21 protein-coding genes and 2 tRNA genes are annotated in these 24,385 nt (G+C 46.3%); 13 read left to right on the forward strand and 10 right to left on the reverse strand.

What is annotated here, in order from left to right; genetic code table 11:
* Nucleotides 1-9: 9 nt before the first annotated feature.
* Nucleotides 10-3,042, reverse strand: a complete 3,033-nt coding sequence (locus tag HN980_02700) for a glycine--tRNA ligase subunit beta (protein MBT6928389.1) — start codon at nucleotides 3,040-3,042, stop codon at nucleotides 10-12.
* Between the two features lie 137 nt (nucleotides 3,043-3,179).
* Entirely contained in the window at nucleotides 3,180-3,821 is a 642-nt protein-coding gene (locus tag HN980_02705) for a hypothetical protein (GenBank protein MBT6928390.1), read from the reverse strand.
* 172 nt (nucleotides 3,822-3,993) lie between these two features.
* Between HN980_02705 and HN980_02710 the strand changes: the two genes are divergently transcribed.
* From HN980_02710 to HN980_02740, 7 genes are all read left to right on the forward strand, one after another.
* A complete protein-coding gene (locus HN980_02710) occupies nucleotides 3,994-4,845 on the forward strand; it encodes a glycosyltransferase (protein ID MBT6928391.1) in 852 nt (283 codons plus the stop codon).
* Nucleotides 4,846-4,850: 5 nt separating this feature from the next.
* A complete protein-coding gene (amrS, locus tag HN980_02715) occupies nucleotides 4,851-5,885 on the forward strand; it encodes an AmmeMemoRadiSam system radical SAM enzyme (protein MBT6928392.1) in 1,035 nt (344 codons plus the stop codon).
* The gene (gene amrB, locus HN980_02720) at nucleotides 5,882-6,640 is read left to right on the forward strand and encodes an AmmeMemoRadiSam system protein B (protein ID MBT6928393.1); all 759 of its coding nucleotides are present in this window, start codon (nucleotides 5,882-5,884) and stop codon (nucleotides 6,638-6,640) included. The genes amrS and amrB overlap by 4 nt, the downstream gene beginning before the upstream one ends.
* Nucleotides 6,641-6,724: 84 nt before the next feature.
* Nucleotides 6,725-6,797, forward strand: a tRNA-Ala gene (locus HN980_02725).
* A 44-nt stretch (nucleotides 6,798-6,841) separates the two neighbouring features.
* A tRNA-Ile gene (locus tag HN980_02730) sits at nucleotides 6,842-6,915 on the forward strand.
* Between the two features lie 144 nt (nucleotides 6,916-7,059).
* Nucleotides 7,060-9,024, forward strand: a complete 1,965-nt coding sequence (locus tag HN980_02735; protein ID MBT6928394.1) for a sodium-translocating pyrophosphatase — start codon at nucleotides 7,060-7,062, stop codon at nucleotides 9,022-9,024.
* A gap of 97 nt (nucleotides 9,025-9,121) precedes the next feature.
* Nucleotides 9,122-9,613 (forward strand): hypothetical protein, encoded by a 492-nt coding sequence (locus tag HN980_02740; GenBank protein MBT6928395.1) that lies wholly within the window; start codon nucleotides 9,122-9,124, stop codon nucleotides 9,611-9,613.
* Nucleotides 9,614-9,617: 4 nt separating this feature from the next.
* Here HN980_02740 and HN980_02745 read toward each other — a convergent pair whose 3' ends face one another.
* Nucleotides 9,618-11,288, reverse strand: a complete 1,671-nt coding sequence (locus tag HN980_02745) for a Na/Pi cotransporter family protein (protein MBT6928396.1) — start codon at nucleotides 11,286-11,288, stop codon at nucleotides 9,618-9,620.
* Between the two features lie 542 nt (nucleotides 11,289-11,830).
* Between HN980_02745 and xerD the strand changes: the two genes are divergently transcribed.
* Nucleotides 11,831-12,724, forward strand: a complete 894-nt coding sequence (xerD, locus tag HN980_02750; protein MBT6928397.1) for a site-specific tyrosine recombinase XerD — start codon at nucleotides 11,831-11,833, stop codon at nucleotides 12,722-12,724.
* Nucleotides 12,725-13,127: 403 nt separating this feature from the next.
* On the opposite strand, the gene gatB is transcribed toward xerD, so the two are convergent.
* Genes gatB through gatC form a run of 3 tightly spaced genes read right to left on the reverse strand, consistent with a single transcriptional unit; the run spans nucleotide 13,128 to nucleotide 16,382 of the window.
* Complete coding sequence (gatB, locus tag HN980_02755; GenBank protein ID MBT6928398.1) at nucleotides 13,128-14,594, reverse strand: Asp-tRNA(Asn)/Glu-tRNA(Gln) amidotransferase subunit GatB; 1,467 nt, start codon at nucleotides 14,592-14,594, stop codon at nucleotides 13,128-13,130.
* Nucleotides 14,595-16,061 (reverse strand): Asp-tRNA(Asn)/Glu-tRNA(Gln) amidotransferase subunit GatA, encoded by a 1,467-nt coding sequence (gene gatA / locus HN980_02760; protein MBT6928399.1) that lies wholly within the window; start codon nucleotides 16,059-16,061, stop codon nucleotides 14,595-14,597.
* A gap of 18 nt (nucleotides 16,062-16,079) precedes the next feature.
* Complete coding sequence (gene gatC / locus HN980_02765; GenBank protein MBT6928400.1) at nucleotides 16,080-16,382, reverse strand: Asp-tRNA(Asn)/Glu-tRNA(Gln) amidotransferase subunit GatC; 303 nt, start codon at nucleotides 16,380-16,382, stop codon at nucleotides 16,080-16,082.
* Nucleotides 16,383-16,510: 128 nt separating this feature from the next.
* On the opposite strand from gatC, the gene HN980_02770 reads away from it, so the two are divergent.
* Nucleotides 16,511-17,221 (forward strand): hypothetical protein, encoded by a 711-nt coding sequence (locus tag HN980_02770; protein MBT6928401.1) that lies wholly within the window; start codon nucleotides 16,511-16,513, stop codon nucleotides 17,219-17,221.
* Nucleotides 17,222-17,304: 83 nt separating this feature from the next.
* Nucleotides 17,305-18,051 carry a hypothetical protein gene (locus tag HN980_02775; protein ID MBT6928402.1) on the forward strand — a complete coding sequence of 249 codons (747 nt, stop codon included), beginning with the start codon at nucleotides 17,305-17,307 and terminating at the stop codon, nucleotides 18,049-18,051.
* Nucleotides 18,052-18,077: 26 nt separating this feature from the next.
* Here the strand turns inward: HN980_02775 and HN980_02780 are convergent, their stop codons facing one another.
* From HN980_02780 to HN980_02795, 4 genes are read right to left on the reverse strand one after another with little or no spacing between them, the layout of a single operon-like run.
* Entirely contained in the window at nucleotides 18,078-18,923 is an 846-nt protein-coding gene (locus HN980_02780) for an NAD(+)/NADH kinase (GenBank protein MBT6928403.1), read from the reverse strand.
* Nucleotides 18,920-20,812, reverse strand: coding sequence for a 1-deoxy-D-xylulose-5-phosphate synthase (locus HN980_02785; protein ID MBT6928404.1), 1,893 nt, complete (start codon nucleotides 20,810-20,812; stop codon nucleotides 18,920-18,922). The genes HN980_02780 and HN980_02785 overlap by 4 nt, the downstream gene beginning before the upstream one ends.
* A 21-nt stretch (nucleotides 20,813-20,833) precedes the next feature.
* Complete coding sequence (xseB, locus tag HN980_02790; GenBank protein ID MBT6928405.1) at nucleotides 20,834-21,088, reverse strand: exodeoxyribonuclease VII small subunit; 255 nt, start codon at nucleotides 21,086-21,088, stop codon at nucleotides 20,834-20,836.
* On the reverse strand, nucleotides 21,075-22,292 hold the full coding sequence (locus HN980_02795) for an exodeoxyribonuclease VII large subunit (protein ID MBT6928406.1): 1,218 nt from the start codon (nucleotides 22,290-22,292) through the stop codon (nucleotides 21,075-21,077). Before HN980_02795 ends, xseB begins: the two co-directional genes overlap by 14 nt.
* Before the next feature lie 114 nt (nucleotides 22,293-22,406).
* Here HN980_02795 and HN980_02800 point away from each other — a divergent pair, with 114 nt between their 5' ends.
* From HN980_02800 to def, 3 genes are read left to right on the forward strand one after another with little or no spacing between them, the layout of a single operon-like run.
* Nucleotides 22,407-23,162: a triose-phosphate isomerase gene (locus tag HN980_02800; GenBank protein MBT6928407.1), complete on the forward strand. Its 756-nt coding sequence runs from the start codon at nucleotides 22,407-22,409 to the stop codon at nucleotides 23,160-23,162.
* A gap of 14 nt (nucleotides 23,163-23,176) precedes the next feature.
* Entirely contained in the window at nucleotides 23,177-23,482 is a 306-nt protein-coding gene (gene secG, locus HN980_02805; GenBank protein MBT6928408.1) for a preprotein translocase subunit SecG, read from the forward strand.
* Nucleotides 23,479-23,997 carry a peptide deformylase gene (def, locus tag HN980_02810; protein ID MBT6928409.1) on the forward strand — a complete coding sequence of 173 codons (519 nt, stop codon included), beginning with the start codon at nucleotides 23,479-23,481 and terminating at the stop codon, nucleotides 23,995-23,997. Before secG ends, def begins: the two co-directional genes overlap by 4 nt.
* The last annotated feature ends 388 nt before the right edge of the window (nucleotides 23,998-24,385 follow it).

The raw sequence follows: 24,385 nt of genomic DNA on the forward strand, positions 1-24,385 counted from the left end.
TCACCATCACTAGCAGCGGATTCTGGAGAAGTCGAGGAGTGTGGCGAAGAGGGAGAGTGTGCGTTGTAGTAGTGAGAGGCGGTTATTGCGGATTGAGGTGTCGTCGTCGAGGACTTTTATATGTGTCCAGAAGTCAGCGAGAGGGGGTTGTAGTGTTGAGAGGGCTGTGTATGCGGCGGGGTAGTCGTGCGACGATATTGCTGAGGTTACTGCATCTTCGGCGGTAGTGAGGGCATCGTGGAGGGCTTTTTCTTCTGTGGCGGCGAGGAGCTCTTCGGAGAAGGGGTGTTGTGGTTCTTTGTTGAGCTGTCCTTTTGAGCGCTTGTACACTTCGTAAAGGTCTTTGAAGGCTTCTGGGGAAGCGCTTCTGAAGGTGTTTAGGGCGTTGATGCGGCAGAAGATGTCGTATATATCGTCGAAGCCTTGTGACAGCGATGCTTCGATTTCGTCGTAGGCGAGGCCGTATTCTTGGAAGACGGTTTTTATCCTGTTGGTGATGAAGACGAGGATGTCGGCGACGGCGTCGGGGTTAGCGATGCTTTCTTGGGAGAGCTTGAAGTTCTCGAAGCAGCGGGTTAGGATATCTACTATCGAGACGTTGTATCTTCCGTTTACAAGGGTTTTTATTATCCCGAGTACTTGTCGTCGTAGGGCATAAGGGTCGCTGGAAGATGTCGGCTTGAGGCCTAGAGAGAAGCAGCTTATTATGTTGTCGATCTTGTCGGCGATGCTGACGATTACGCCAGCAGGAGACTGCGGAAGAGGGGACTTCTCACCGCGAGGCATCCAGTGTTCGTCGATGGCGAGCGCTACGTCGTCGCTTTCGCCGTTGATGGTAGCATAGCGTTTCCCTACGATGCCTTGGAGGTCAGGGAACTCGCAGACAAGCTTCGTCGCGAGGTCTGCCTTACAGAGCAGTGCAGTGCGCGTTGCTGTGTCTTTGTCGCCGAGAGGAAGAAGTCCATGGATTAGGGCGGTGTTCTCAACGAGACGCTCTACTTTTGCATGCATGCTCCCTACGCCTTTGAGGAAGGTGATGGTTTTTAGGTTTTCGTTGAAGGCTTCGAGGGTTTTCTTGAGGTCTTGGTCGTAGAGGAAAACGCCGTCGCTGAGACGCGCAGAGAGGACTTTCTCGTTGCCTGAACGTATAGTGTCGCTGGGGGTGTTGTCGGCGGTGATGACGAAGGTGTTGACAAGCTCACCATCGCTGTCTGCTACAGGGAAATATCGCTGGTGATGGACCATCTCGGAGATAAGAACCTCTTTGGGAGCCTTAAGAAAGCGTTCGTCGAAAGATGCCGTAGTAAGCATCGGCCACTCTGAAAGATTCACGACGCTAGGGAGGACTTTGTCGATGGCGATGACGGTGTTGCCAGACTCCTTCTCGATCTCTTCGATCTGTTTCTTTATGCTCGCCGTCCTGACATCAACGTCAGCGAGGACGTTGTGGTCTTTAAGAGCAGCAAGGTATCGCGAAGCATGAGGGACGGTGAACCTTACATCGTCGAGCTGCCTATGACCGAACGAGTAGTTGCCCGAGAGTATGCCATCGATAGCAAAAGGTACGACCTTTTTACCGAAGAGAGAAAGTATCCAGCGCAGTGGGCGTGCGTATGTTATGTTTCCGTCGCCCCAACGCATCGTCTTAGGAAAGTGTAGACCAAGGATCAGGGAGGGAAGCTTCTCGGCGAGGATCTCTGCGGTGAGTTTCTGCGGCGTCGTAACACTGGCGAAGAGATACTCTCCACCTTTTATCGTGCGGAGCTCTATCCCTTCGACGTCGCCAGAGCGAACGTCTTCAAGAGAGGACGCCTCTACGTTGATAGATGCGAAGAAACCTTTACCCGCCTTTGAAAGAGAGCCTTTTTCATCGAAAGCAACGGAGATTGCAGGACCGCGACGTTCTACGGAAGTTGCAGGTTTTTCATGGGCGAGACCTTTGACGTGGGCAGTAAGACGCCGTGGCGTGCCGTAACCAATGATGTCATCATAGGCAAGGCCTTCTTTGTCGAGGAGCGAGCTAACAGCTTTCTTGAGGTTGGCGATGCCGATAGGAACGAACGTCTCGGGGAGCTCTTCGCTGCCGATCTCCAAAATGAAATCTTCGGGAGCATGTGGGTGTTTTTCATCACTATCTTCGCGCTCTACAGCAGGAGCAACGACTTCGGGGAAACGCCCCATAAGAGGATGTCCCTGTTCTTCTCTGCTGGCGATATACGACTCGGCGATGCTACGAGAAAGATCGCGGATGCGTCCAATATAACCCGTACGCTCGGAGACTGAGATGGCATTCCTCGCATCGAGGATGTTGAAAGCATGAGAGGCCTTCATAACAAAATCATAGGCAGGAAGGACGAGCTTCTGCGCCATAGCACGCTTTGCCTCGGCTTCGTAGTCGTTGAAATGGTTGAACCACATCGACGTAGATGCATGCTCGAAGTTGTACGTACTCCACTCCACCTCGTTCCTATGGTATACATCGCCGTAGGTGAGATTCTCGTCCCACTGCAGGTCATAGACATTGTCGACATTCTGAAGGTACATCGCTAGCCTTTCGAGGCCGTAAGTAAGCTCTCCGGTGATGGGCTTGAGGTCTAAACCACCGACACACTGGAAATATGTGAACTGCGTGACTTCCATGCCATCAAGCCATATTTCCCAACCTAGCCCCCAAGCGCCAAGGGTAGGGCCCTCCCAATCGTCATGGACGAAGCGGATGTCGTGGGCTTTGAGGTCGATGCCGATAGCTTCAAGAGATCTTAAGTACAGGTCCTGGATGTTGTAAGGCGATGGCTTCAAAATAACCTGACACTGATGGTGCTGCTGCAATCTGTTGGGATTTTCGCCATACCTTCCGTCGGAAGGACGACGACATAACTCGATATATACCGCCTTGTAAGGCTCGCCACCAAGACATCGCAAAAATGTCGAAGGGTTGAACGTCCCGGCACCAACCTCGAGGTCGTAGCCCTTATGGACGACACACCCATTATCTTTCCAGTAATTAGACAGGCGTGTAATAAGATCTTGGAAGGTTATCATCGTGTTCCTCATAAGGTTCTTTGTTGATGTCAGAGATTGTATAGTCAAATAGGTTTTTTTCTCAAGGAAGAACAAAAAAGCCGGCATTAATGCCGGCTTTATAGAAAAATATACGGGAAATCGTGGTATGATGTTAGTTAGTCATCGAGAAAATCGATTTTAACACCAGGAGTTTGAGGGTCGGTAGGGGCCGTCTGTGGGCCTGAGAAGAGATTGCCAGGATCTAAAATATCGATTGTTGTCTGAAAATCACAACCACCATTAGATGGATGAGGAAGATCAGCGCCAGAACTTCTAAAGGGCAGCCGAGAGAAGTCAGGCCGATTCCACGGCCAGACGACAGCACGGAATGTATGCTTGACTGTCTCACCCGCATTTTTTAAAGCATGTGTGAAAAGACCTTTTATTGAGTCCTTAATACCAGGAATGTGACGCTCTCTGCCATCTTCAATATCATCCGTACCATTAAAATATTCAGACATTTTAGTTCCATAGAGCGAGAATTTATTTTTAAATGCATCTCCGAGATTTTTATCTTTTGCATTTGCATATGAAGATAATGGTATAGTAATGGGAAGAGGCATAAGAGCTAATGTTCTAAAAATGGATTTTGCAGCAAGAGTTACTGCATTGGCAGAATGAAGTAAGGCTGTAAAAACTATACGTCCCAACGAATCAATAGCTTCTTCTGCATGATTAACACGCTCGTCATAGTAGACGAAGGCGTCGAGTGCCCGGGCAACAGGCTTTGCAACGGTATGTACGGAAAAATCTGTCATAATTATTCTCCTTGTTTTTCTGTTATTTTCAAAAAATGTTTATTACTAACGGTTTATGGTAATATTATGCCATAAAAATTACTTTACATACAAGGTTTATCTCTAAAATATTGACTTGCTAGCAAACAGCGAGTATCCTCCGAGATAAAGTAATTTTTATCGGTAGAGAAATATGAACACTAAAAAATCAGAGAAAATACAGTCCCCATGGGAGAAGCTTTGTCAAAAAAACAAGATCCCCGAGGGCGCGAAACTCCCGCGCGTCACCGTAATAATACCTACAAACAACAGCGCTCAATGGATAGGACGTACTATGTCTAGCCTCGCCGAGCAGAGATATGCCGACCTTGAAATTATCATCATCGATGCAAGCTCTACAGACCGCACCATCGAGATGATACGCAGCTACCGCCTCGATGACGTACATATATATTCCGTGGCGAAGTATTTCTGCTACGAGATGATAAACCGTGGAATATCACTGGCGACAGGAGAATATATAAATATCCTTTTCCCAGGAGATTTTTTTATCTCTCACGACTCCCTGTCGTATATGGCAATAACAGCGATAGATAACGATATGCCCGACCTCGTATACTGCGGAAGCATGCTCCACGACGACTCCGAAGACACCAAAATTATGTTGAGACCTTTCACCCTAGACGTCCTAAAAGGAGGGGAACAGCCGACGAGTATAAAATCGTGCTGGTTTCGTGCCGACACGTTAAAACGCATTGGCAAGTTCGATACAAGATATTATCTTCGTGGCGGCTTCGATATCATGTGCAGGTTTTATCTCGATGCCACAATAAAAATCGCAAGGATAAAGAGAGTCTTCACCGATTACGAAGGGTATAGCACCACAGGAAGCTCTATAACACGACACTTCTACGAGACAAGGAAAATAATACGAAGACATTTCGGAAGATGGCGCGCAATATCATGGATGATGAAGCAGAACATCATAATGCGCTTCATTAAACTTCTTATCGGCAAAAGTAAGACGGCGTTTTTCCGGGGATAATAGCTATGTACGAAGCAATATTATACGAGAATGACAAAGACTCAAAAGTAGCCTGTACAGCATGCAAACACAAATGCACCATCCCCGAAGGCCATGCAGGAATATGTGGTGTTAGATACAACGACGCCGGGAAGCTGTACCTTCTCGTATATGGCAAAGCAGTAGCACACCACGTCGATCCCATAGAGAAAAAACCACTATACCACTTCCTCCCCAAAACAACGGCATACTCGATAGGTACCGTAGGATGTAACTTCCACTGCAAATTCTGCCAGAACTGGGATATCGCCATGGCAACACAAGACCCTCGCGAGAAACTCAAAGAAAAAGTCCCCCTTATGGGCGACGATATGCTACCAAATGATGTCGTTGAAGAATGCATTTCATCAGGGTCAAAGACTATAGCATATACCTACAACGAACCCTCGATATTCGCAGAATACGCCCACGACACAGCAAAAATCGCCGAAAAAAAAGGCCTCAAAAATATCTTTGTAAGCAACGGATATGACAGTACCGAAGAACTAAACCTTATGTCGGGACTCCTTGACGCCATCAACATCGACCTGAAATCCTTCAACGAAGATTTCTACAAAAAAATATGCGGCGGCAAGCTGCAAAACGTCCTAGATACCATAGTAGAAGTTCACAGTCGTGGAATATGGATGGAGATAACAACACTGCTGATACCAGGACATAACGATAGCGACGAAGAACTTCGTAACATAGCGAAATTCATCGCAGGAATTGATGCTACAATACCATGGCACGTCACGGCATTCTACCCGTGCTACAAAATGCTCGACGTCAAGCCAACACCACCATCTTCACTATATAGAGCATACGATATCGGCAAAGAAGAAGGGCTGCAATATGTATATGTAGGAAATATCCTCGACGAAGAACACTCTACAACACACTGTCCCGAATGCTCTACACCGCTAATAAGCCGAAACGGATATTCCGTCGTCGTCGAAGATTCCTTCGACAAAGGAAAATGCAAAACATGCGGAAAGGAAATCCCAGGAGTTTGGTCATGACAAAAATACGGAAACCCGCAGTGGCAGGAACGTTCTACCCTTCAAGCCCATTGTCTCTTCACGAGATGATACAAGGCTTCCTCGATAACGTCGACGATGCCACAGAAATTAAAGACCTTAAAGCCATCATCGTCCCGCATGCAGGGCTAGTATACTCCGGACAGGTCGCAGCATACGCCTATAAAATCCTGGAAAAACATAAAAAACGAAAAGCTATAATAGTAGGGCCAGCACACACGGCCTTCCTTAATGGCTACGCCGCCGACGACAATGAACAATGGGAGACACCCTTCGGCACAGTGAAAATCACTGAAAATACCTTAGAGAAAAATAGCAACGCACACAGATCCGAACACTGCCTGGAAGTGCAGATACCCTTCCTACAAGAAATTTTCGACGACATAGAGATACTTCCCATCGTCGTCGGTGACGCCGACGCTAAAGCCCTCGCTGACGATATCATGAAAATCCTCGACGACGATACCATCCTTATAATAAGTAGCGACCTCAGCCATTTCAACGACTACGACGTCGCAGTAGACCTCGACAATACAACAATAAAAGCAGTCGAAGATCTTGACTACGAAGCCCTCCTCGAAAATGGCGATGCCTGTGGAAAAATACCACTGCTAACAATGATCGAAATAGCAAAAAAACAACAATGGAAGCCGACACTACTAAAATACGCAAACTCCGGAGACGTTACCGGTGATACCTCCCGCGTCGTAGGATACGCTTCATTCATTTTTCATTGAGCATTGAAATGCAGCATAGCTGCATACAAAAAAAAGTGTTGAGATAATTGTAGGTGTTGTTGTATTGTTTATACTTCTTTGCATGGGGGTTTAGCTCAGTTGGAAGAGCATCTGCTTTGCAAGCAGAAAGTCAGGAGTTCGAGTCTCCTAACCTCCAAAATAACGCGTGACAACCAATGTCGCGCGTTATGTCTTTTATATGCGGTTATAGCTCAGTTGGTTAGAGCGCTACACTGATAATGTAGAAGTCCCAAGTTCAAATCTTGGTAACCGCATACCTTTTTCTACGAACATTCACAGACTCACTTGATTTTGCTACCACAAATATCCTTATATTGTGTATATTGTACGCATCGTTATAAAAACTGTCGCCTGTAGAGGGCGATTTTTCAAAATTATATTTCTGGAGGAGATTTTTGATGGGTAATAATTGGTATTATATCCCTGTTGTTTTTGCGCTTTTGTATGTTGTCATCACCAGCATTAAAATGGTGAAACAGGATGCAGGAACCGCTAAGATGAAGGACATCGCCGGCAGCATCGCCGACGGAGCTATGGCATTTTTGAAGAGAGAGTATTCAATATTAGCGGGGTTTATCTTCGCAGTAGCAGTGATACTCTACTTCCTTATGGGCGCCCCTATAGTAGTGGCATTCGTTACAGGAGCACTATTCTCTGCTTTGGCAGGATTCATCGGAATGCGCGTAGCAACGATCGCTAACGCAAGAACGACACAAGCAGCACGAAAGTCTATAAACCACGCTCTTCGTGTGGCGTTCTCTTCGGGGTCGATACTAGGACTCAGCGTCGTAGGACTAGGATTCTTCGGTGTCATCGCACTATACAGAATTTTTAATGACACAGATGTCCTCTTCGGCATGGCAATGGGAGCCTCTTTCGTGGCACTATTCGCCCGCGTAGGTGGTGGTATCTTCACTAAAGCCGCCGATGTCGGTGCTGACCTCGTCGGTAAAGTCGAAAGCGGTATCCCTGAAGATGACCCTCGTAACCCCGCCGTCATCGCTGATAACGTAGGCGACAATGTCGGCGACGTAGCAGGAATGGGAGCAGACCTCTTCGAAAGCTATATCGGAAGTATCATCGCAGCACTAGCACTAGGACTAGCAGCATACGGAACAATAGGGACAATATACCCATTAGCACTATCAGGTATAGGTATCGTAGCAAGTATTATCGGAACGTTCTTCGTCCGTGCTAAAGATGACAAAGGCGTCTCCATGGCACTAAACAAAGGTATGTGGATAAGTAACGGTATCGTAATAATAGCTTCTGCATTTTTGAGTTACAAACTCTTCGGGAACTATGATGTCTTCTTCGCAACAATAAGCGGACTTATCGCTGGCGTCGCCATAGGATATATCACAGAATACTACACTTCTATGGATTTCGCCCCAGTGAAAAACATCGCTAAAGCTTCAGAGATGAGCGTAGCAACGAATATAATAGAAGGCTTTGCTACAGGACTTATGAGTACAGTAGCACCGATCCTCGTTCTCGGAGCAGCTATCTTTACAGCACACCACTACGCAGGACTATACGGCATAGCAATAGCAGCAGTAGGGATGCTCAGCGCACTAGGGATAAGCCTCGCAGTAGATGCATACGGCCCAGTAGCAGATAACGCCGGTGGCATCGCAGAGATGGCAGGCCTTGGTAAAGAAGTACGACAACGTACCGACGTCCTCGATTCCGTAGGAAACACCACAGCAGCTATAGGAAAAGGCTTCGCTATAGGATCAGCGGCACTTACCGCACTGGCACTGTTCTCGACGTTCTCGAAAGAAGCTAACCTTTCCTCGATAAATATTATGAACCCTCTAGTAATAATAGGGCTCTTCTTCGGAGGCGTTATGCCATACCTCTTCTGTAGCATGACGATAAAAGCCGTAGGATGCTCAGCGTTCGATATGATCGACGAAGTGCGCAGGCAGTTCCGCGAAGATAAAGGTATCATGAAAGGCACCTCAAAGCCTGACTACAAAAGATGTATCGATATCTCGACAAAGTCATCACTACGTGAGATGGTAATACCAGGACTGCTAGCAGTCGTCGTACCTGTTGTCGTAGGACTTACACTAGGACTCGAAGCTCTTGGAGGGTTCCTCGCTGGAGGACTCGTAACCGGAGTATTACAAGCTATATCGATGTCGAACACCGGTGGAGCATGGGATAATGCCAAGAAATATATCGAGAAAGGAGAGCACGGTGGTAAAGGCTCAGACGCTCATAAAGCCTCTGTCATCGGAGACACTATCGGCGACCCGCTAAAAGATACCAGCGGACCAAGCCTGAATATTCTTATTAAGCTGATGTCAATAGTATCTCTAGTCCTTGTCATTGTCCTCGCAGCACGCGCAGGCTAAACTTTTTGGTAATGACTATATATAGTAGATAGTTATAGCGTAGAGCGCACAGGAATTACCTGTCTGTTCTACGCTATTTTTTTTGGAGATGATGACCATGAAGAAGGAACTAAGATATTCACAGCCTCGTGATTGTGAAGATCGTGACAATATAATACCAAAACAGTGGCTGAGCCCTTTGTTTAGATGGCCGCTAAGGGTTATTATGTTGCCGTTCGTCGCCCTCGACATGGCGGCAAATAAGATTGCTTCGTCGATAGTCAGACCTCCACGTCGTAAGACAGGGAAATGTGCGCGTTGTGGGAAATGCTGCCATTATATCCTTATAACAGCACCAAGGTCATTTCTAGGAAAAGGACACCTCGTATGGAATACACAGGTTAATGGTTTCTACCTAAGAAATACCGACCCTGTCGATGTCGATGGCGAAAAAATGCTCGTCGTAAGCTGTAGGTACCTTATGAAAAACGGCAAGTGCGGATGCCATATCCTTCGACCACTAGTATGTCGGCAGTGGCCGAGAATAGAACGCTTCGGAAAAGAACAAATCACCGAAGGGTGTAGTTATCACAGACAAGAGCGCCAATAAAGCTCTATTGTGAGAGACGTTGCAACGCTATATCTTTTACAGCATTTTCTCTAAAGCTTTTTCTGTCGCGGCTGTTTGACTCTTCTAATGCCTTCGAGAGCTTGTTTATTATCCAGATGGTACTTTCAAAAAGATTTATAAGAGCTAGAAGGTCGACCTTCTCGACAGCATCGATGTCTTGAGGGTATTCACGGCGGATCTCTTTCATTATATCAGTACGGTCGTCTTGCGTTATCTTAAGAAGAACGTCGTGGTAAAATTCTTCATGAGGCTCGCGTAAGACGTCGAGCGTAGACAATATCATAGTGTCAGTGGCTTCGCCGAAGGTTAAAAGCTTTGCAGCAAGATCAGGATTTCCGACGAGCTCTTTCCTGAGCTTGTCGATGATAGTCATAAGCCTATAGACATTGTCTTCTAGGGAAGCCGTAAGGTTGAGGCATTTTATCTTGGCCAAAATCTGTGACGAAAGCTGCTCGTTGTAGTTGTTGCGGTTCAAAAGATCGGAGAAAACGGAAAGAATTATCTCGAAGTTCTTCTCGAGGTCGCGGTGGAGGTTGTTATATAACGAAGGAAATTTCAGGCTCTTTCCCGAACGGGCATTTTTCATGTATTTAGGAAGATATCCTACAAGACGTAGACTCTCCTTGTCAATAAGGGCTATGGTGCTGTGGGGGTCGTCGAGAATCTGTGAAGGTATGTTCACAGAAGGAACCTCCTCAGCTTCGGCTTTCCTCATAAGCTTTTCAAGAAAACGTTCTATAGGGACAATGCTCAACGAAAGAAGTATCGCCGTGATGATGTGATACGAAAAATTTATGTTCGCCATAACAATTTTAGGCATCGGATGTCCTATGCCGCCGAGAGCTTTAACAAAAGAAAGATGCGTCAGCGTCTCTGTTAAGAATAAAACTACTCCGATGGTCATGGCAGCAGCGTAGAAAATAGGAAGAACGGCGAGGGTTTGCTTGAAACGATCTTTGAAAGCAGGAAGATACAAAATCTTTAATATTGCCTCAGCAGCATATATGCCAAAAGCAAACAATATCGCCTGGTCGATAGTGAAGATGCCAGAGCCTATAAAACTGAGATTGACGACAAGAGCACCGAAAAGACTCTGAGCACATATAAGAAAAAGAAAACCAGCAACAAAGGCGAGATACGGATAAGCCTGAGCATAGACAACGATGTTGTCAAACCAAGGATACTCGACGAGAACCTTCGAGCTGCTCTTGATAAGCTGTATGCCAAATAAAACAACGCTCAAATAAAATATCGACGTCGCCATAGTAACAAAACGCCGTGGCTTGTCGAGAGCAAAAGATATCCCAGAAATACCAAGCATCATCAAAACCGCTACCTCGATGTTGAAGCCCGCAACATATATGTAAAAACATGCGCCAACACGACTCCATATCGTTATCATCAATGCCTTGCGAAGGTCTATAGCTTTTACAGTAGCTAAACTAGCAGAAATACACGGCGTAAGAAATGTGTTGCCGGCAGTGAAAAGACTCAAAATTATACCCCAAAAACCTGCAGCAAAACTGTTGGGAGTGAAACGCATCATAAGATCGCGAACACGGTCGCTGGTAAGCTGGTGAATAGTACCGGAAAAAAGTTTTATGCCGACAAGAAAAAATGCAAAACCTGCAACGAAACCTGCAAGAGTTTCCATATAACACCTCGAAAAAGTATATTCATTGGCACTGTAACAAAAATATCAATATATAATCATATAAAAAAAGCCCCTGAGACATAAATCCCAGAGGCTAATACCAATGACATGAAATAAACTCGCAAATTGGCTCCAAGATTTTTGTGCAGAACATTGCGCGGAGATCGCAGCAAACATTTATGTGTTAGCAAGATCGAGCGTGATGTTCTGCGCAAAAAAGATGGAGATGAATTTGCAGGTTTATTTTATGGATTTGGTATAAGATGCTGGAAACAAAATAACGCTACTTGTCGACACGACGCTTGATAGGGACAGGGACAGGAACAAGCTCGCGTGTTGTTCGTTGAGGACGACGGATAAGAGGTATTAATCTAGTCCAACGCTTGCTTTTTCTTCTTCTTTCTGGTGTAGTCATCGCCGCCTCTCCTTATGATTTTATGGTTTGTGATCTCCATATTACAATGCAATTACCGTGCCAAAAATTATAAAGCAGAAGCTTTTTTTTCGTGACAAAAACGACAGTAATGCCAATCATAGAAGACATGAGCGTTATCGATGCAGAATTTTCAGATTTTTTGTTGTATATCTCTTCGGAAAAGGGCCTTGCCCTCAACACCATAGAGAGCTATCGCCGTGATATAGAGTCTTTCGTAAAACACCTCGCCCTTAGCAATATCGAAGATTTCCGCGACGTCACCCACGAAAACATCGTATCATTTCTTGCCACTCTTAAAGCCAAAGGCTACGCCAGCGCAACACTATATCGTACATTTATAACAATACGCGTGCTATTCCGCTTCCTTAAGCGTGAAGGTGTCATCACCACTGACATCACAATATATATGGCTGCGCCAAAACAATGGGATTTCATACCCGAGGTCCTCACCGTTGAAGAAGTCGAAGCCCTTATCGCACAGCCCGACATCACCGACAGAATCGGCTCCCGCGATAAAGCAATAATAGAGATACTATACTCCAGCGGACTTAGAGTGTCGGAGCTATGCTCACTAAGCATATACGACATCGACGACACCGTAATCCGCGTAAAAGGTAAAGGCGGAAAAGAACGTATGGTGCCCATCGGAACAAAAGCACTAGAAGCCCTAGACCACTACCTACTAAATCATCGTGGTGAAGACGCCGACCCCGCAGCACCGATATTCGTAACGAAAAAAGGCTCTCGCGTCGATAGAACAGCAATATGGCGTATGATAAAGAAATACGTACGCTACGCCGACATAGAGAAAAACGTATCTCCACATACACTTAGACACTCTTTCGCGACACACCTCCTTGATAACGGTGCCGATCTCCGCGTCATACAGGAAATGCTCGGACATGCCACTATCGCCACAACAGACCGCTATACGCATATCAGCAATAAACACCTAACCGAATCCTTCGAAGCATTCAGCCCGTCAAGGGGCTCCGATTAAGGGTCTCCGCGCCCCTTAATAATCCCGCGGCAAGGGGAAATATCCCCTTGCAACCCCGCGACAAAATCAAATAGTGAAGGCGAAACGCCTTAAATATTTGCCTTGTCTCTGCCGTCATCACCACCGTTACACCGTGGTGATTAGTAATAAGGACAAGCCTGACAATATTATATCCCGCTGAGGAGAGGATTTTTGCGGTCCAGCAAAAATCGCCGATGGCGGGAGAGAAGGCAATTGTGGGAGAACGTTCAAAGCTCTCAAGACGAAGAAAACAGATCTTCTTGGTACAATCTATTACAAAAGCGTCTTATTTTGTCGCAAAATAAGACGCTTTTGTAATTAGGTGTCCAGAGGAAACTTGTTTCCTTTGGCAGGGGGAGTTTGAGGGGGACAGCGTTCCCCCTCAAGAAGAGATTTTTTTGTGGAGTAATGAGTTGACGACTTGCGGTGATGCTTTGCCATTGGAGAGTTTCATTACGGCGCCGACGAGGGAGCCGAAGGCGCGTTTGTTTCCGGCTTTGTAGTTTTCTATGGCTTGTGTATTTTCTGCGATGACGGCATCGACGAGTTTTTCTATCTCTTCTTCGTCGTGGACTGGCTGGTATTCGGGGTTTTCTGCGACGATATCGGCAGGGCTTTTTTCTGGTGCTGAGAGCATATCGTCGGCGACTTTTTTCGCTATCTTTCCGGTGATGGTACCTTCGTCGATAAGGTTTACTAGAGATGCTACGTTTTTGGCGCTGATGCCACTGTCGGTGATATTTTTGCCGGTATCTTTCAGACGCCCAGCGAACTCTACGATGATCCAGCTGCACAGGTTTTTTGCATTGGAGCAAGCCTTCAGACCTTCTTCGAAGTAGTCGGCGATGGTTTTCTCGCTGACGAGGAACGCGGCGTTTTTATGTGAAAGATCATAGTCGGAGAGGTAGCGTTTTTCCTTGTCGTAGGGCAGCTCTGGAAGCGTTTTGCGTATGTCTTTGATGTATTCGTCGGAGAGCTGTATCGGTAAGAGGTCTGGCTCAGGGAAATACCTGTAATCGTGGGCCTCTTCTTTGCGGCGCATGAGTACCGTCTTTTTATTCTCGCTGTCCCAGCGATATGTCGCTGACGTTATGACTTCGCTATGGTCTTTGTCACCGTTCTTGATATATTCCTTGATCTGCCGGTGTATCTCGGCGTCGACGGCCATCTCCATGAAAGAGAAAGAGTTCATGTTCTTTATCTCTATCTTATTCCTAAGGGCTTTTTCGCCTTTCTTCCTTACAGATATATTTGCGTCGAAACGTAAAGACCCTTCTTCCATGTTACAGTCCGAAGCATCGATGTAATGCATTATCGCGCGTATCATCGTAGCATACGCCACGGCTTCTTGCGGAGAATGCATGCACGGCTCGGAGACGATCTCTAGAAGAGGAATTCCTGCTCTGTTGTAGTCGACGCCGGCGAAAGTAGAGAAGTGTTTTAGCATCCCAGCATCGTCTTCGAGGTGGGCACTCTCAATGGCGAAGGTCATAGGCACGTCGCCAACGTCGGCAGTGACGGTGCCACCACGAAGTATAGGCTCGAAAAACTGTGTTATCTGGTAGTTCCTTGGTGTGTCGGGATAGAAATACGACTTCCTGTCAAAGGTGCTGAAGTGTTGGACGTCACCACCGACGGCACAGCCGAAACGTACGGCTTTCTCGACAGCAGCTTCATTGAGCACAGGCAAAGCTCCAGGCTCTCCAGTACATACTCCAGTGATGTTGGTGTTGGGCTCGTCGCCGAACCTGTTAGGGGCACCGCTGAATAGCTTCGATGCCGTGTTGAGGCCTACATGGATTTCTAGACCTATTACCGCTTCCCAGCCTTCGGGGATATTATATGACATTTACTTGCCCTCCGTGATAATAGATGGTAGACATTCATGGTGGCTTGTAGCCTGTTGGTATGCGTATGACATATGACATACGCGAGAGTCTTCAAGAAGAGGTCCCGTGAACTGTATCCCCAAGGGCAAGCCATTCTTTGCGAAACCCGACGGTACGCTCATCGCAGGGACGCCGGCAAGGTTCGCCGCTATGGTGTATATGTCAGAGAGATACATCTGCATAGGGTCTTTCACGGCGTCGAGCTCGAAAGCAGGGAATGGCGATGTCGGCAACGATATTATGTCGCACGTCTTGAAGGCTTCGTTGAACTTATCTATGATGAGAGTGCGTATCTTCTGCGCCTTATGGTAATAAGCATCTTGGAATCCCGACGATAAGACGTATGTCCCCAAAATAATCCTTCTTTTTACCTCGAAGCCAAAACCCTCTTCTTTAGAAAGGTCGTAAATCTCGTCGAGAGTCTTCGCCTGTGAAGATCGTAGGCCATAACGTATCCCGTCAAAACGTGCTAGGTTCGTCGAAGCCTCCGCCGTGGCAAGGATGTAGTATAGCGCTATAGAATATTTCAAGATCGAAAGGTCGACGTCAACGACTTTTGCACCAAGGCCCTTAAGGACGTCGATGGAAGCATAGAAATTTTCGCGTACCTCAGGAGATGCTTCGTCGAGAAGATGGTCGGGGACGCCTATCGTCATGCCAGAAACATCGGCACTGTCAAGACCAGAAACGATATCATCAGCACCACGGGGGATGCTTGTAGAGTCTTTGTCACAATGCTGACCAAGGACCTCCATAACCATGGCAATGTCGCGAGAATCATGGGCGATAGGGCCTATCTGGTCGAAAGAAGAGGCGAAAGCAACAAGACCATAACGCGATACACGGCCGTACGTCGGCTTGTAGCCAGCAACACCACACAACGCCGCAGGCTGGCGTATCGACCCGCCAGTGTCGCTGCCTAGTGCTATAGGACACATCCGCGCAGCAACGGCAGCAGCAGAACCTCCAGACGACCCGCCAGGAACACAACGTAGATTCCAGGGGTTGTGCGTCGTCTTCAACGCAGAATATTCGCACGACGAACCCATGGAAAATTCGTCCATATTTGTCTTGCCGATGATTATAGCATCTTCCTCTTCAAGAAGACGTACCACCGTAGCATCGAAAGGAGCAACGTAATTTTCAAGGAACTTCGATGCGCAAGATGTTATCTCGTCTTTTATATGTGTGTTGTCTTTTATCGCTATGGGGACGCCGGCGAGCTTGCCAAGAGAAGCGCCAGAGGCACGCTTAGCGTCGAGAGCAGCAGCCTTAGCGCGGGCACGCTCGTCGAAGACCTTCAAGAAAGCGCCGACATCACCGTCGATATCAGCGATGTGAGCAAGGAAAGACTCGATGATCTCTACGGCAGAGACTTCTCCCGAACAAAAACGACGGTGTAATTCTGATGCTGAAAGGCGATACATAATAAATCCTGATATAAGTTAAGAAGATTTTTTAATAACAGAAGGAACACGGACCATGCCGCCGACCTTGTCAGGAGCATTCCTCATAAAAACATCACGAGGAGTGACGTCGCCAGGAACATCAGCACGCATACAGTTGACCATATCGCTGATGACATGATTGCAAGGATCAACACCTTCAGTGTCGACCTCATGGAGCAACTCCACATAATCAAGGATTTTTCCGAGGTCGTTAAGAAGACGCTCCTCGTCGTCTTCGGTGCAGTGTATCCTGCATAACGATGCAAGACGCTTTAAAAGCTTGCGGTTAAGTTCCGACATGACAACTCCTCTTTTTACAGGTGCCAAAAATTATGACTCTTTCTATAATAGCCTGAAATAAAACAATATGATAACCGTTTATACAATAAATCGCAAGATGAGAGATAGACGAAAAACTGAGGTATGATATGAATGCACTAATACTAGATCCGGATTTATTAAAACACCCATTCCACTCTTTTGGGCAAGAGGGTGGAAATTGTTCAGAAATACGAGATGTGTATGACAGGACAGCTGCCGTAGGAAATATAGAGCAGGTAACAAAAGTAGCGAAAATAGTATTTAGAGATCAGGAAGCTGTTGTTGAGAAAACAAGACAGCAAGGACGACCATTAGAAAGTAAAAGACATTCAAAAGGTCAGGCTAGAGATGGAATAGAAAGAAATAGTGGTGTAGTTGGAGCAAAGATAAAGAAAGAAGGCATAAAAAGCGTTAAGGATATGCTGGTTAAAAAAGTGGAAGACAAGGCGAGAGAAATAAAATGGTTGTTCAGAGTTGCCGAATCGGAAAAATACAAGCGCTTTTTGACATCGGTAAGTAGCATAACGTGTGAAGTCAGGCTTTTGACAGCTGCCGAAAAAGATGAATATGTAGACAGGAAACAGGAAGAATGGCGAAAAGAAAAAATAGAAGATTTGGCGAATAGAGTGTTTGTTCAGCAGGAAGAGGATAGATTAACAATACGCCTTTCAAAGAAAGAAATTAAACATACAGTTCTAAAAGAACAAAAAATGGCGGAAGCAGAGCAAATAAGACAGTTTCCGGAAAAAGATCGCTGGGGCAAAAAACATTCAGGAAATCCTTTTGCAACTCTAGAAGATGATGTGTCAGATTGCTAGATGTAATAATAAAAGTTTTCACTTTTTTGTCGATATCTTATAACATAAAAAATATGTTGATATAATAATGAGGTGTAAAGGTCATGAAAGCCAATAAATTTATAATGTTCTTCATCGCTATGGCGATGATATTCGTCGTAGCGCAAAGCACAACACTTAACGCTATAACATATACCACCAACGGCAAAACCCTCGACACCACTGGCGACGACGAAGAAGATGTCGAAGTGTATTATAACCCAGGATGGGTGACGAATACCCTCGACGAGCGTGGCGTATGGGTTGGTAATGATGATTTCGATGACCTAACAAAAAATCTGCGCATCGTAGCACAGGTTATCGTCCCCGAAGGCGAAGAACTGCCAATGACCAGCAACGCTCTACGAAAAAGCGTACAACGGCTCTTCGGCGAAGAGGTCTTCAACACCGAAGTTGGATTTTCGCCGAAGAATATGCTTCCATTCCTACACGCTTCTCTAGTAATAGTACCCTCGGGGGTGACGTATATCATGACGTGTACAGTGCGACTCGTCGAAGACGTCACAATAAAACGTGACTCGTGGGCTCAAGACTTCACATGGCAGGCGATAACATGGGAGAAAGAAAAACTCTTCATTTCGCGACGCGGACGCATAGAGAAAGATGTCAACACAGCCCTAGCCTCTATAATAGATGACTTCACACAACAATATATCTCGGATATCGCCATGCGTAAAGAGATCGACGACGAAGATGCCGCCATAGAAAGCGAAGTCGAAAAAGAACAGCGCCTACTAGAAGAGCAGATCAAAGAATTCCGCGAAGATATCGAACAATACATAGAACATTGATCATTGATCATTGAGCATTGATTTTACTATCTTGATCGTAGTTTCCCCGACCAATTGAGTTTCTCGCGAAGTGTCGTGAAGAAATCGTGCCTGTCGAGACATACCAACTTGAAAGTCCTCTCAGAACGCGACACCGTAATAGCATCACCAGTAGCCATTGTAAACGACGCTATGCCATCAAAAGTTACCTCTATAGGCTTTCCATCGCTGAGATGGCGTACCTGTATCGTCTGGTCGGCCCTGAAGACAAATGGTTTGTTCGATATCGTATGTGGCGCTATCGGCGTCATAACGAAAGCATCGAGTTCAGGAGATAATATCGGCCCGCCAGCAGCAAGAGAATATGCCGTAGAACCCGTAGGAGTGGCGATGATAATCCCATCAGCAGCGAAGGTATTGAAATATTTCCCGTCGACGTCAATAGCAAGGTCGACAAGACAAGGATTAGGAGACCGATGAACTACGATTTCGTTTACAGCAAAAGGTGGAACCTCTCCTGATGCAGCACCGTGAAGCATGACGCGCTCTTCGACGCGATAGCGTCCTTCCAAAAAATCTTCTAGGCAAGGAAATACGTCTTCTTTTGGTATCTCCGCCATAAAACCAAGGCCTCCGAGATTCACCGCGAAAACAGGAGCGCCGAGGTCAGGATGATTGTGTAACATATGTAGTATCGAGCCGTCACCACCCATGGCGATGATGACATCAATGTCACCAGGAGCAACGCTAGAAATGGGTGCAATATCAAGGGCCTCACAGCACGCGTCATCAGTTACGACGGTAACACCGCGCTCTACAAGGAAGTCGCGGACCTTGATGCTAAGATCACGCGCCTCTTCTTTGTCCATGTTTGCTATGATAGCTGCTATCATGAGTGATTTTCAGGGTAAAAAGTTTTAAGAACTGTAGCGACGAGCTTTTCAGCAGTAAGGCCTACCTCGTTAAGAAGGTCTCCATAGCCGCCCTGCTCGACAAAAACATCGTCAATGCCGCAGTTTACCACCTTAGTATCAGAAAAACCATTTTTCACGACGAAGTTATTGATAATACTTCCAAGGCCGCCAATAAGAGCATGCTCTTCGACAGTAAAGACTACCCTATGGCGCCCTAAAATGTCGCGCATAAGATCTTCGTCGAGAGGTTTCACGAAAACAGGATCGACGACAGTGACGTTGATACCATGACCAGAAAGAATCTCACGAACTTCCAATGCCGTCTTACACATATGCCCCAATGCTATTATCGCGACATCTTTTCCCTCAGCAAGAATTTCCCCCTTGCCAAGAAGACGCTCACAGCGAGATTCTCCATCGTCATCGTTGGTGACAGTGTTAGGATACCGTATCGCCGTAGGACGCTGCCACGAGAATGCCGAAGACATAATGTCCCTAAGGACTACACCATCGCGCGGCTGCGCTATAACCATGCCAGGGATGGCATTGAGGAAAGCAATATCATAGATGCCATGGTGTGTGGTGCCGTCAGCAGCAGCAAATCCCGCCCTGTCGACACCGAAGATAACAGGGGACTCCTGAAGACATACATCATGGAAGACGTTGTCGAAAGCACGCTGTAAAAATGTAGAATATATCGCAGCAACGACCTTCAATTTCTTGCCATGAGCAAGAGCACCAGAAAACGTAACAGCATGACCTTCGGCGATGCCGACGTCATAACACCTTTCAGGGAATTTCTCCATGATACCTTCAAGACACGACCCCGAAAGCATGGCAGGAGTGACAGCAATGATACCATCGTCACGCTCAGCCATAGAAAGAAGCTGCTGGCCGAAAATCTTAGGGAAAGTAGGCTTCGGCGAAGCGTCAGGAAGGAACTTCCCGGTATCAGGATAAAAAGGCTTGGCACCATGGTATGCCGTCGGGTTCTTTATCGCTTCGTCCATACCCAGGCCCTTCTTGGTGATGACATGGACCAAAACAGGCCACTCAGAGTTCTTGACCTCTTCCAAAACCTCGACGAGTTTGTTGACATCATGGCCGTCGAAAGGGCCAAGATACGACATGTTATACTGCTCGAAGAATAACGAAGGACTTACAATGTTCTGTAAAGATTCACGGACTTTCTTGCCCTTCTCAGACAAAATCCTTCCCAATGACGGGATCTTGTTGAGGAAAGTATCGACGTCATGGTAAAACTTGTCCATCTTAGGGTTGTTGAGAAGACGACTCAATATATTAGTAATAGCACCGACGTTCTCGGAGATTGCCATGTTATTATCATTGAGGATGACAACGAATTTCTTAAGGTCTTCGGGAATGTTATTCAAAGCTTCCAAAATAAGACCGCAAGTTAAACTTCCATCGCCGATGACAGGGACAATATGCCCCTCTTCAATACGCTGGTCGCGCCCCTCAGCAAGACCCAACGCCGAAGAAAGCGCTGTGCCAGCATGTCCAGCATAAAGATGGTCGTGATCAGACTCCATAGGATTGCCGAAACCAGTAATACCATGATAACGACGCAAACTTTCGAAACTAGAATGCCTGCCAGTAAGGAGCTTGTGAGTGTAAGATTGATGGCTGGTGTCCCATAAAAATTTGTCGACAGGGGAGTCGAAGACTTTGTGCATGGCAACAGTAAGCTCTACAGCGCCGAGGTTCGACGCAAGGTGTCCGCCATTGACAGACAACACATCAATGATACGCTGCCGCGCTTCATCACAAAGAGCTTTTAAAGTAGCATCGTCGAAGTCTTTAATGTCACCAGGGCCAGCAATACTGTCGAGAAGAGGGTATTCCATATGTCTTTCCTTTTTTTATTATTAAAATTCACTTGTCTTAGGAGAACCATCGTCATCGAGAACAACACCGCCATCACGCTTCTTGGTAAGTACCTCGATCTTATCCTCAGCAGCTTTTAAATGCTGGAGACATCCTCCAATAAGAGCGTCGGCTTCTTCATACAACGATAAAGATTTGTCAAGACCAGTATCGACGGAATTCATCGCTTCAGAAATCGTCTCAAGACGTGACAACGTCTTCTCGAAATTCATGGTAGCTTTATTACTCTTCGCCATATTGTACAACCTCCTCGGTAATAGCATGTACTTCGCCGTCATAAAGACGGATCTTTAATTTCTGCCCATCAACGACGTCCTTGGCAGAAAGAATAACGGAATTGTCCTTTTTCGAAAAGACAATACTATAGCCCTTGTCCATTATGCTTTTGGGATTCAAAGCTTTAAAGGCAGAAACAAACGACCCTACAACAAGCTTATACTTCTCAATATTACGCCGCATAGCACCATCGATAACACAAGAAAGTTCGTCAACACGCTGCTTGTAAAGCTCTAAAACACGACAGGGAGCGATAAACCATGGCTGCTTGATAACAGCGTCAAGCCTAAAACGTGCACCGCGGACAACTTGCGATGCCATATGGACAATATGCTTCTGTAACGTCGTGATCTTCTCAATGTCTTGGACCATCGATGCCGTGACAATCTCGGCAGCAGCAGAAGGCGTAGGAGCACGGACGTCAGAGACAAAGTCCGCGATGGTATAGTCCGTTTCATGGCCTACAGCAGAGACGACAGGGATAACACTGTCGTATATAGCCTTGGCAACAACTTCTTCGTTGAAAGGCCATAAATCCTCAATACTTCCACCACCACGACCGACAATAATAACATCAGCAAGACCATACTCGTTCATCTGCTGTATCGCCATCGCAATATCGACAGCAGCACCGTCGCCCTGGACAAGGACAGGATTGATGACAACACGAATCCCAGGAACACGACGCCTTGCAACGTCGATGATGTCATGAACCGCCGCCCCAGTAGGACTCGTCACAATGCCTAGCGTTGTGATATGACGCGGCAACGCCTTCTTTGTATCCTCAGAAAACCACCCCAAACCTTCGAGCTTCTTCTTCAAAGCCTCGAACTTTAGAAGATATTCACCAATACCAGCATGCATTACCTCCCTGACGATAATCTGATAGTTCCCACGAGGAGGGTATACGGAAATGTCACCCCGTACAACGACGTCATCACCAGCAGAAAGGACCTTCTTCAGACCTAAAGCATCACCACGGAACATCACCGCCGATATCTGCGCACCAGAATCCTTCAAAGAAAAATATTTGTGCCCAGAAGAATGGTTTGTGAGATTGCTGACTTCACCACGTATAAGGACATTACGAAAAGAACCCTCAAGGAGAACCTTGATCTTCTGCGTCGCCTGCGATATCGTAATGGCCTCGAGAGGATTTAGCATATTGAATGTTTCACCTTGATTTCTTAACGAATAAACGTTAAAATTTGTCTTTTAAAATTCGAAGTAAGTATAGTAGATAAAGAAACAAAATTACAACATAAAGGATACATAGCCATGGCACGGAAGTATATCATAGCAGGAAACTGGAAGATGTATAAGACTATAGCAGAAGCGACAGCATTCGTCGACGCCATAGCAACCGAAGTCGCCAACAGCGATAACGCCGTATACCTCGCCGTACCATATACCGCTATACGCCCCGCCAGCGAAAAAACAGCAAATACTAACGTTGTCATCGGAGCACAGAATATGAACGACGCCGATGAAGGAGCCTTCACAGGAGAAATCGCCGCCAATATGCTTATAGAAGCAGGAGCGCAGTTCGTAGTGATAGGACACTCCGAAAGAAGAGCGTATTTCAACGAAGATAACGCATTCATCAACAGAAAAATTAAAAAAGCTCTAAGCGCAAAAATACAACCGATACTATGCGTCGGAGAGACACTAGAAGATCGCGAAAATAACAAAACCGAAGAAGTCCTAAGACAACAGCTTACCGAAAGCCTAGCAGATCTCACCGCAGAAAATGTAGGACCTCTAGTCATCGCTTACGAGCCAGTATGGGCGATAGGGACAGGGAAAACAGCAACTGTCGACGTCGCACAAGAAACACACGTCTTCTGCAGGTCCGTGATAAAAGATGTCTTCGGCGATGACGTCGCACAAAAAATAACAATACTATACGGCGGATCGGTTAAACCCGAAAACGTCAAAGAACTTATGGCGCAAAATGATATCGACGGAGCACTAGTCGGTGGAGCAGCACTGCAGCCAGAATCGTTCGTCAAACTTGTAAACTTCGATAAATAAAGGAAACAGTAACAATGAGTTTTATCTACTACTTCGCTATTATTACTTTCATCGTCGTGGCACTATTACTTTGCCTCGTCGTACTAATACAAGAAAGTAAGTCTTCAGGACTAGGAGCCACCTTCGGCGGGGGAGACTCCAGCTCGATGTTCGGAGCCTCGACAGCTGACGTTCTCACGAAATTCACAGCATGGCTAGCAACGATATTCATGGTATCATGCGTTGTACTTTCGTTCTGGACGGGATCGCTAGGACGCGCCAAAACAAAAGCCGCAAGCAATGAATACATACAACAACAGACGGAACAGGCTGAACTATGATACGAAAAATAGTATATTATCCGGACCCTGTCCTTAGAGAAAAATCTGAACCTATAGAAGATATCAACGACGAAATAAAAGAACTCGTCGCTGATATGGTAGAGACGATGGACGAAAGTAGCGGCATCGGACTAGCAGCATCACAGATAGGAGTGTCGAAACGTGTCTTCGTGATACGGCTCTTCACAACAACAGAAGACGGAGAATGTATCCCACAAGACCCACAGGTTTTTATAAACCCAAAACTATCAAACCATAGCGAAGAGACAATACCTTTCCCCGAAGGGTGCCTGTCGGTACCAGGAATACACGAAGACGTTATACGTTCCAAAACACTGACGATAGAAGCACAGGACCTCGAGGGCAATACCTTCACAGAAAATCTTTGTGGGTTAAAAGCCCGCGTCGTTATGCACGAAAAAGATCACCTCAACGGCATACTCTTCATAGACAAAATCACCGACACCGAAGTCCTAGAAAAAATCGCTCCTATATTACACGATCTCGAAACATAGCAAAAAGATTCTTAAGTAGTTTATTGCTAGCGTTATACCATTAATCGCCATCGCGATGGCGATTAATCGGCGGCAGCAAAACGAACGGGCATAAACAGCGCTTCAGCACTGTTTATGCCCGTTCGTTTTGTCGCCTACGTGGGGAGTACAGAGTTCCTATGATGAGCACCACTCCATCCTATTACCCATAAGTCTAAACAGTATTACGAACAGGTTTTGTTGCATAAAGTGCTTATTTCACAAGTCTATGAAGAGCAAATTTTTACTGCAGATGTGTAAAGAATAACAACCTCCTTTTGTCCCGCCGAGGAGAGGATTTTTGCGGATTAGCAAAAATCGCCGATGGCGGGACTCGCTTGCGAATTGCACCAGTCATAAAGCGCAGGCA

The sequence above is a fragment of the Waddliaceae bacterium genome (assembly GCA_018694295.1).
In the GTDB taxonomy this organism is placed as follows: domain Bacteria; phylum Chlamydiota; class Chlamydiia; order Chlamydiales; family JABHNK01; genus JABHNK01.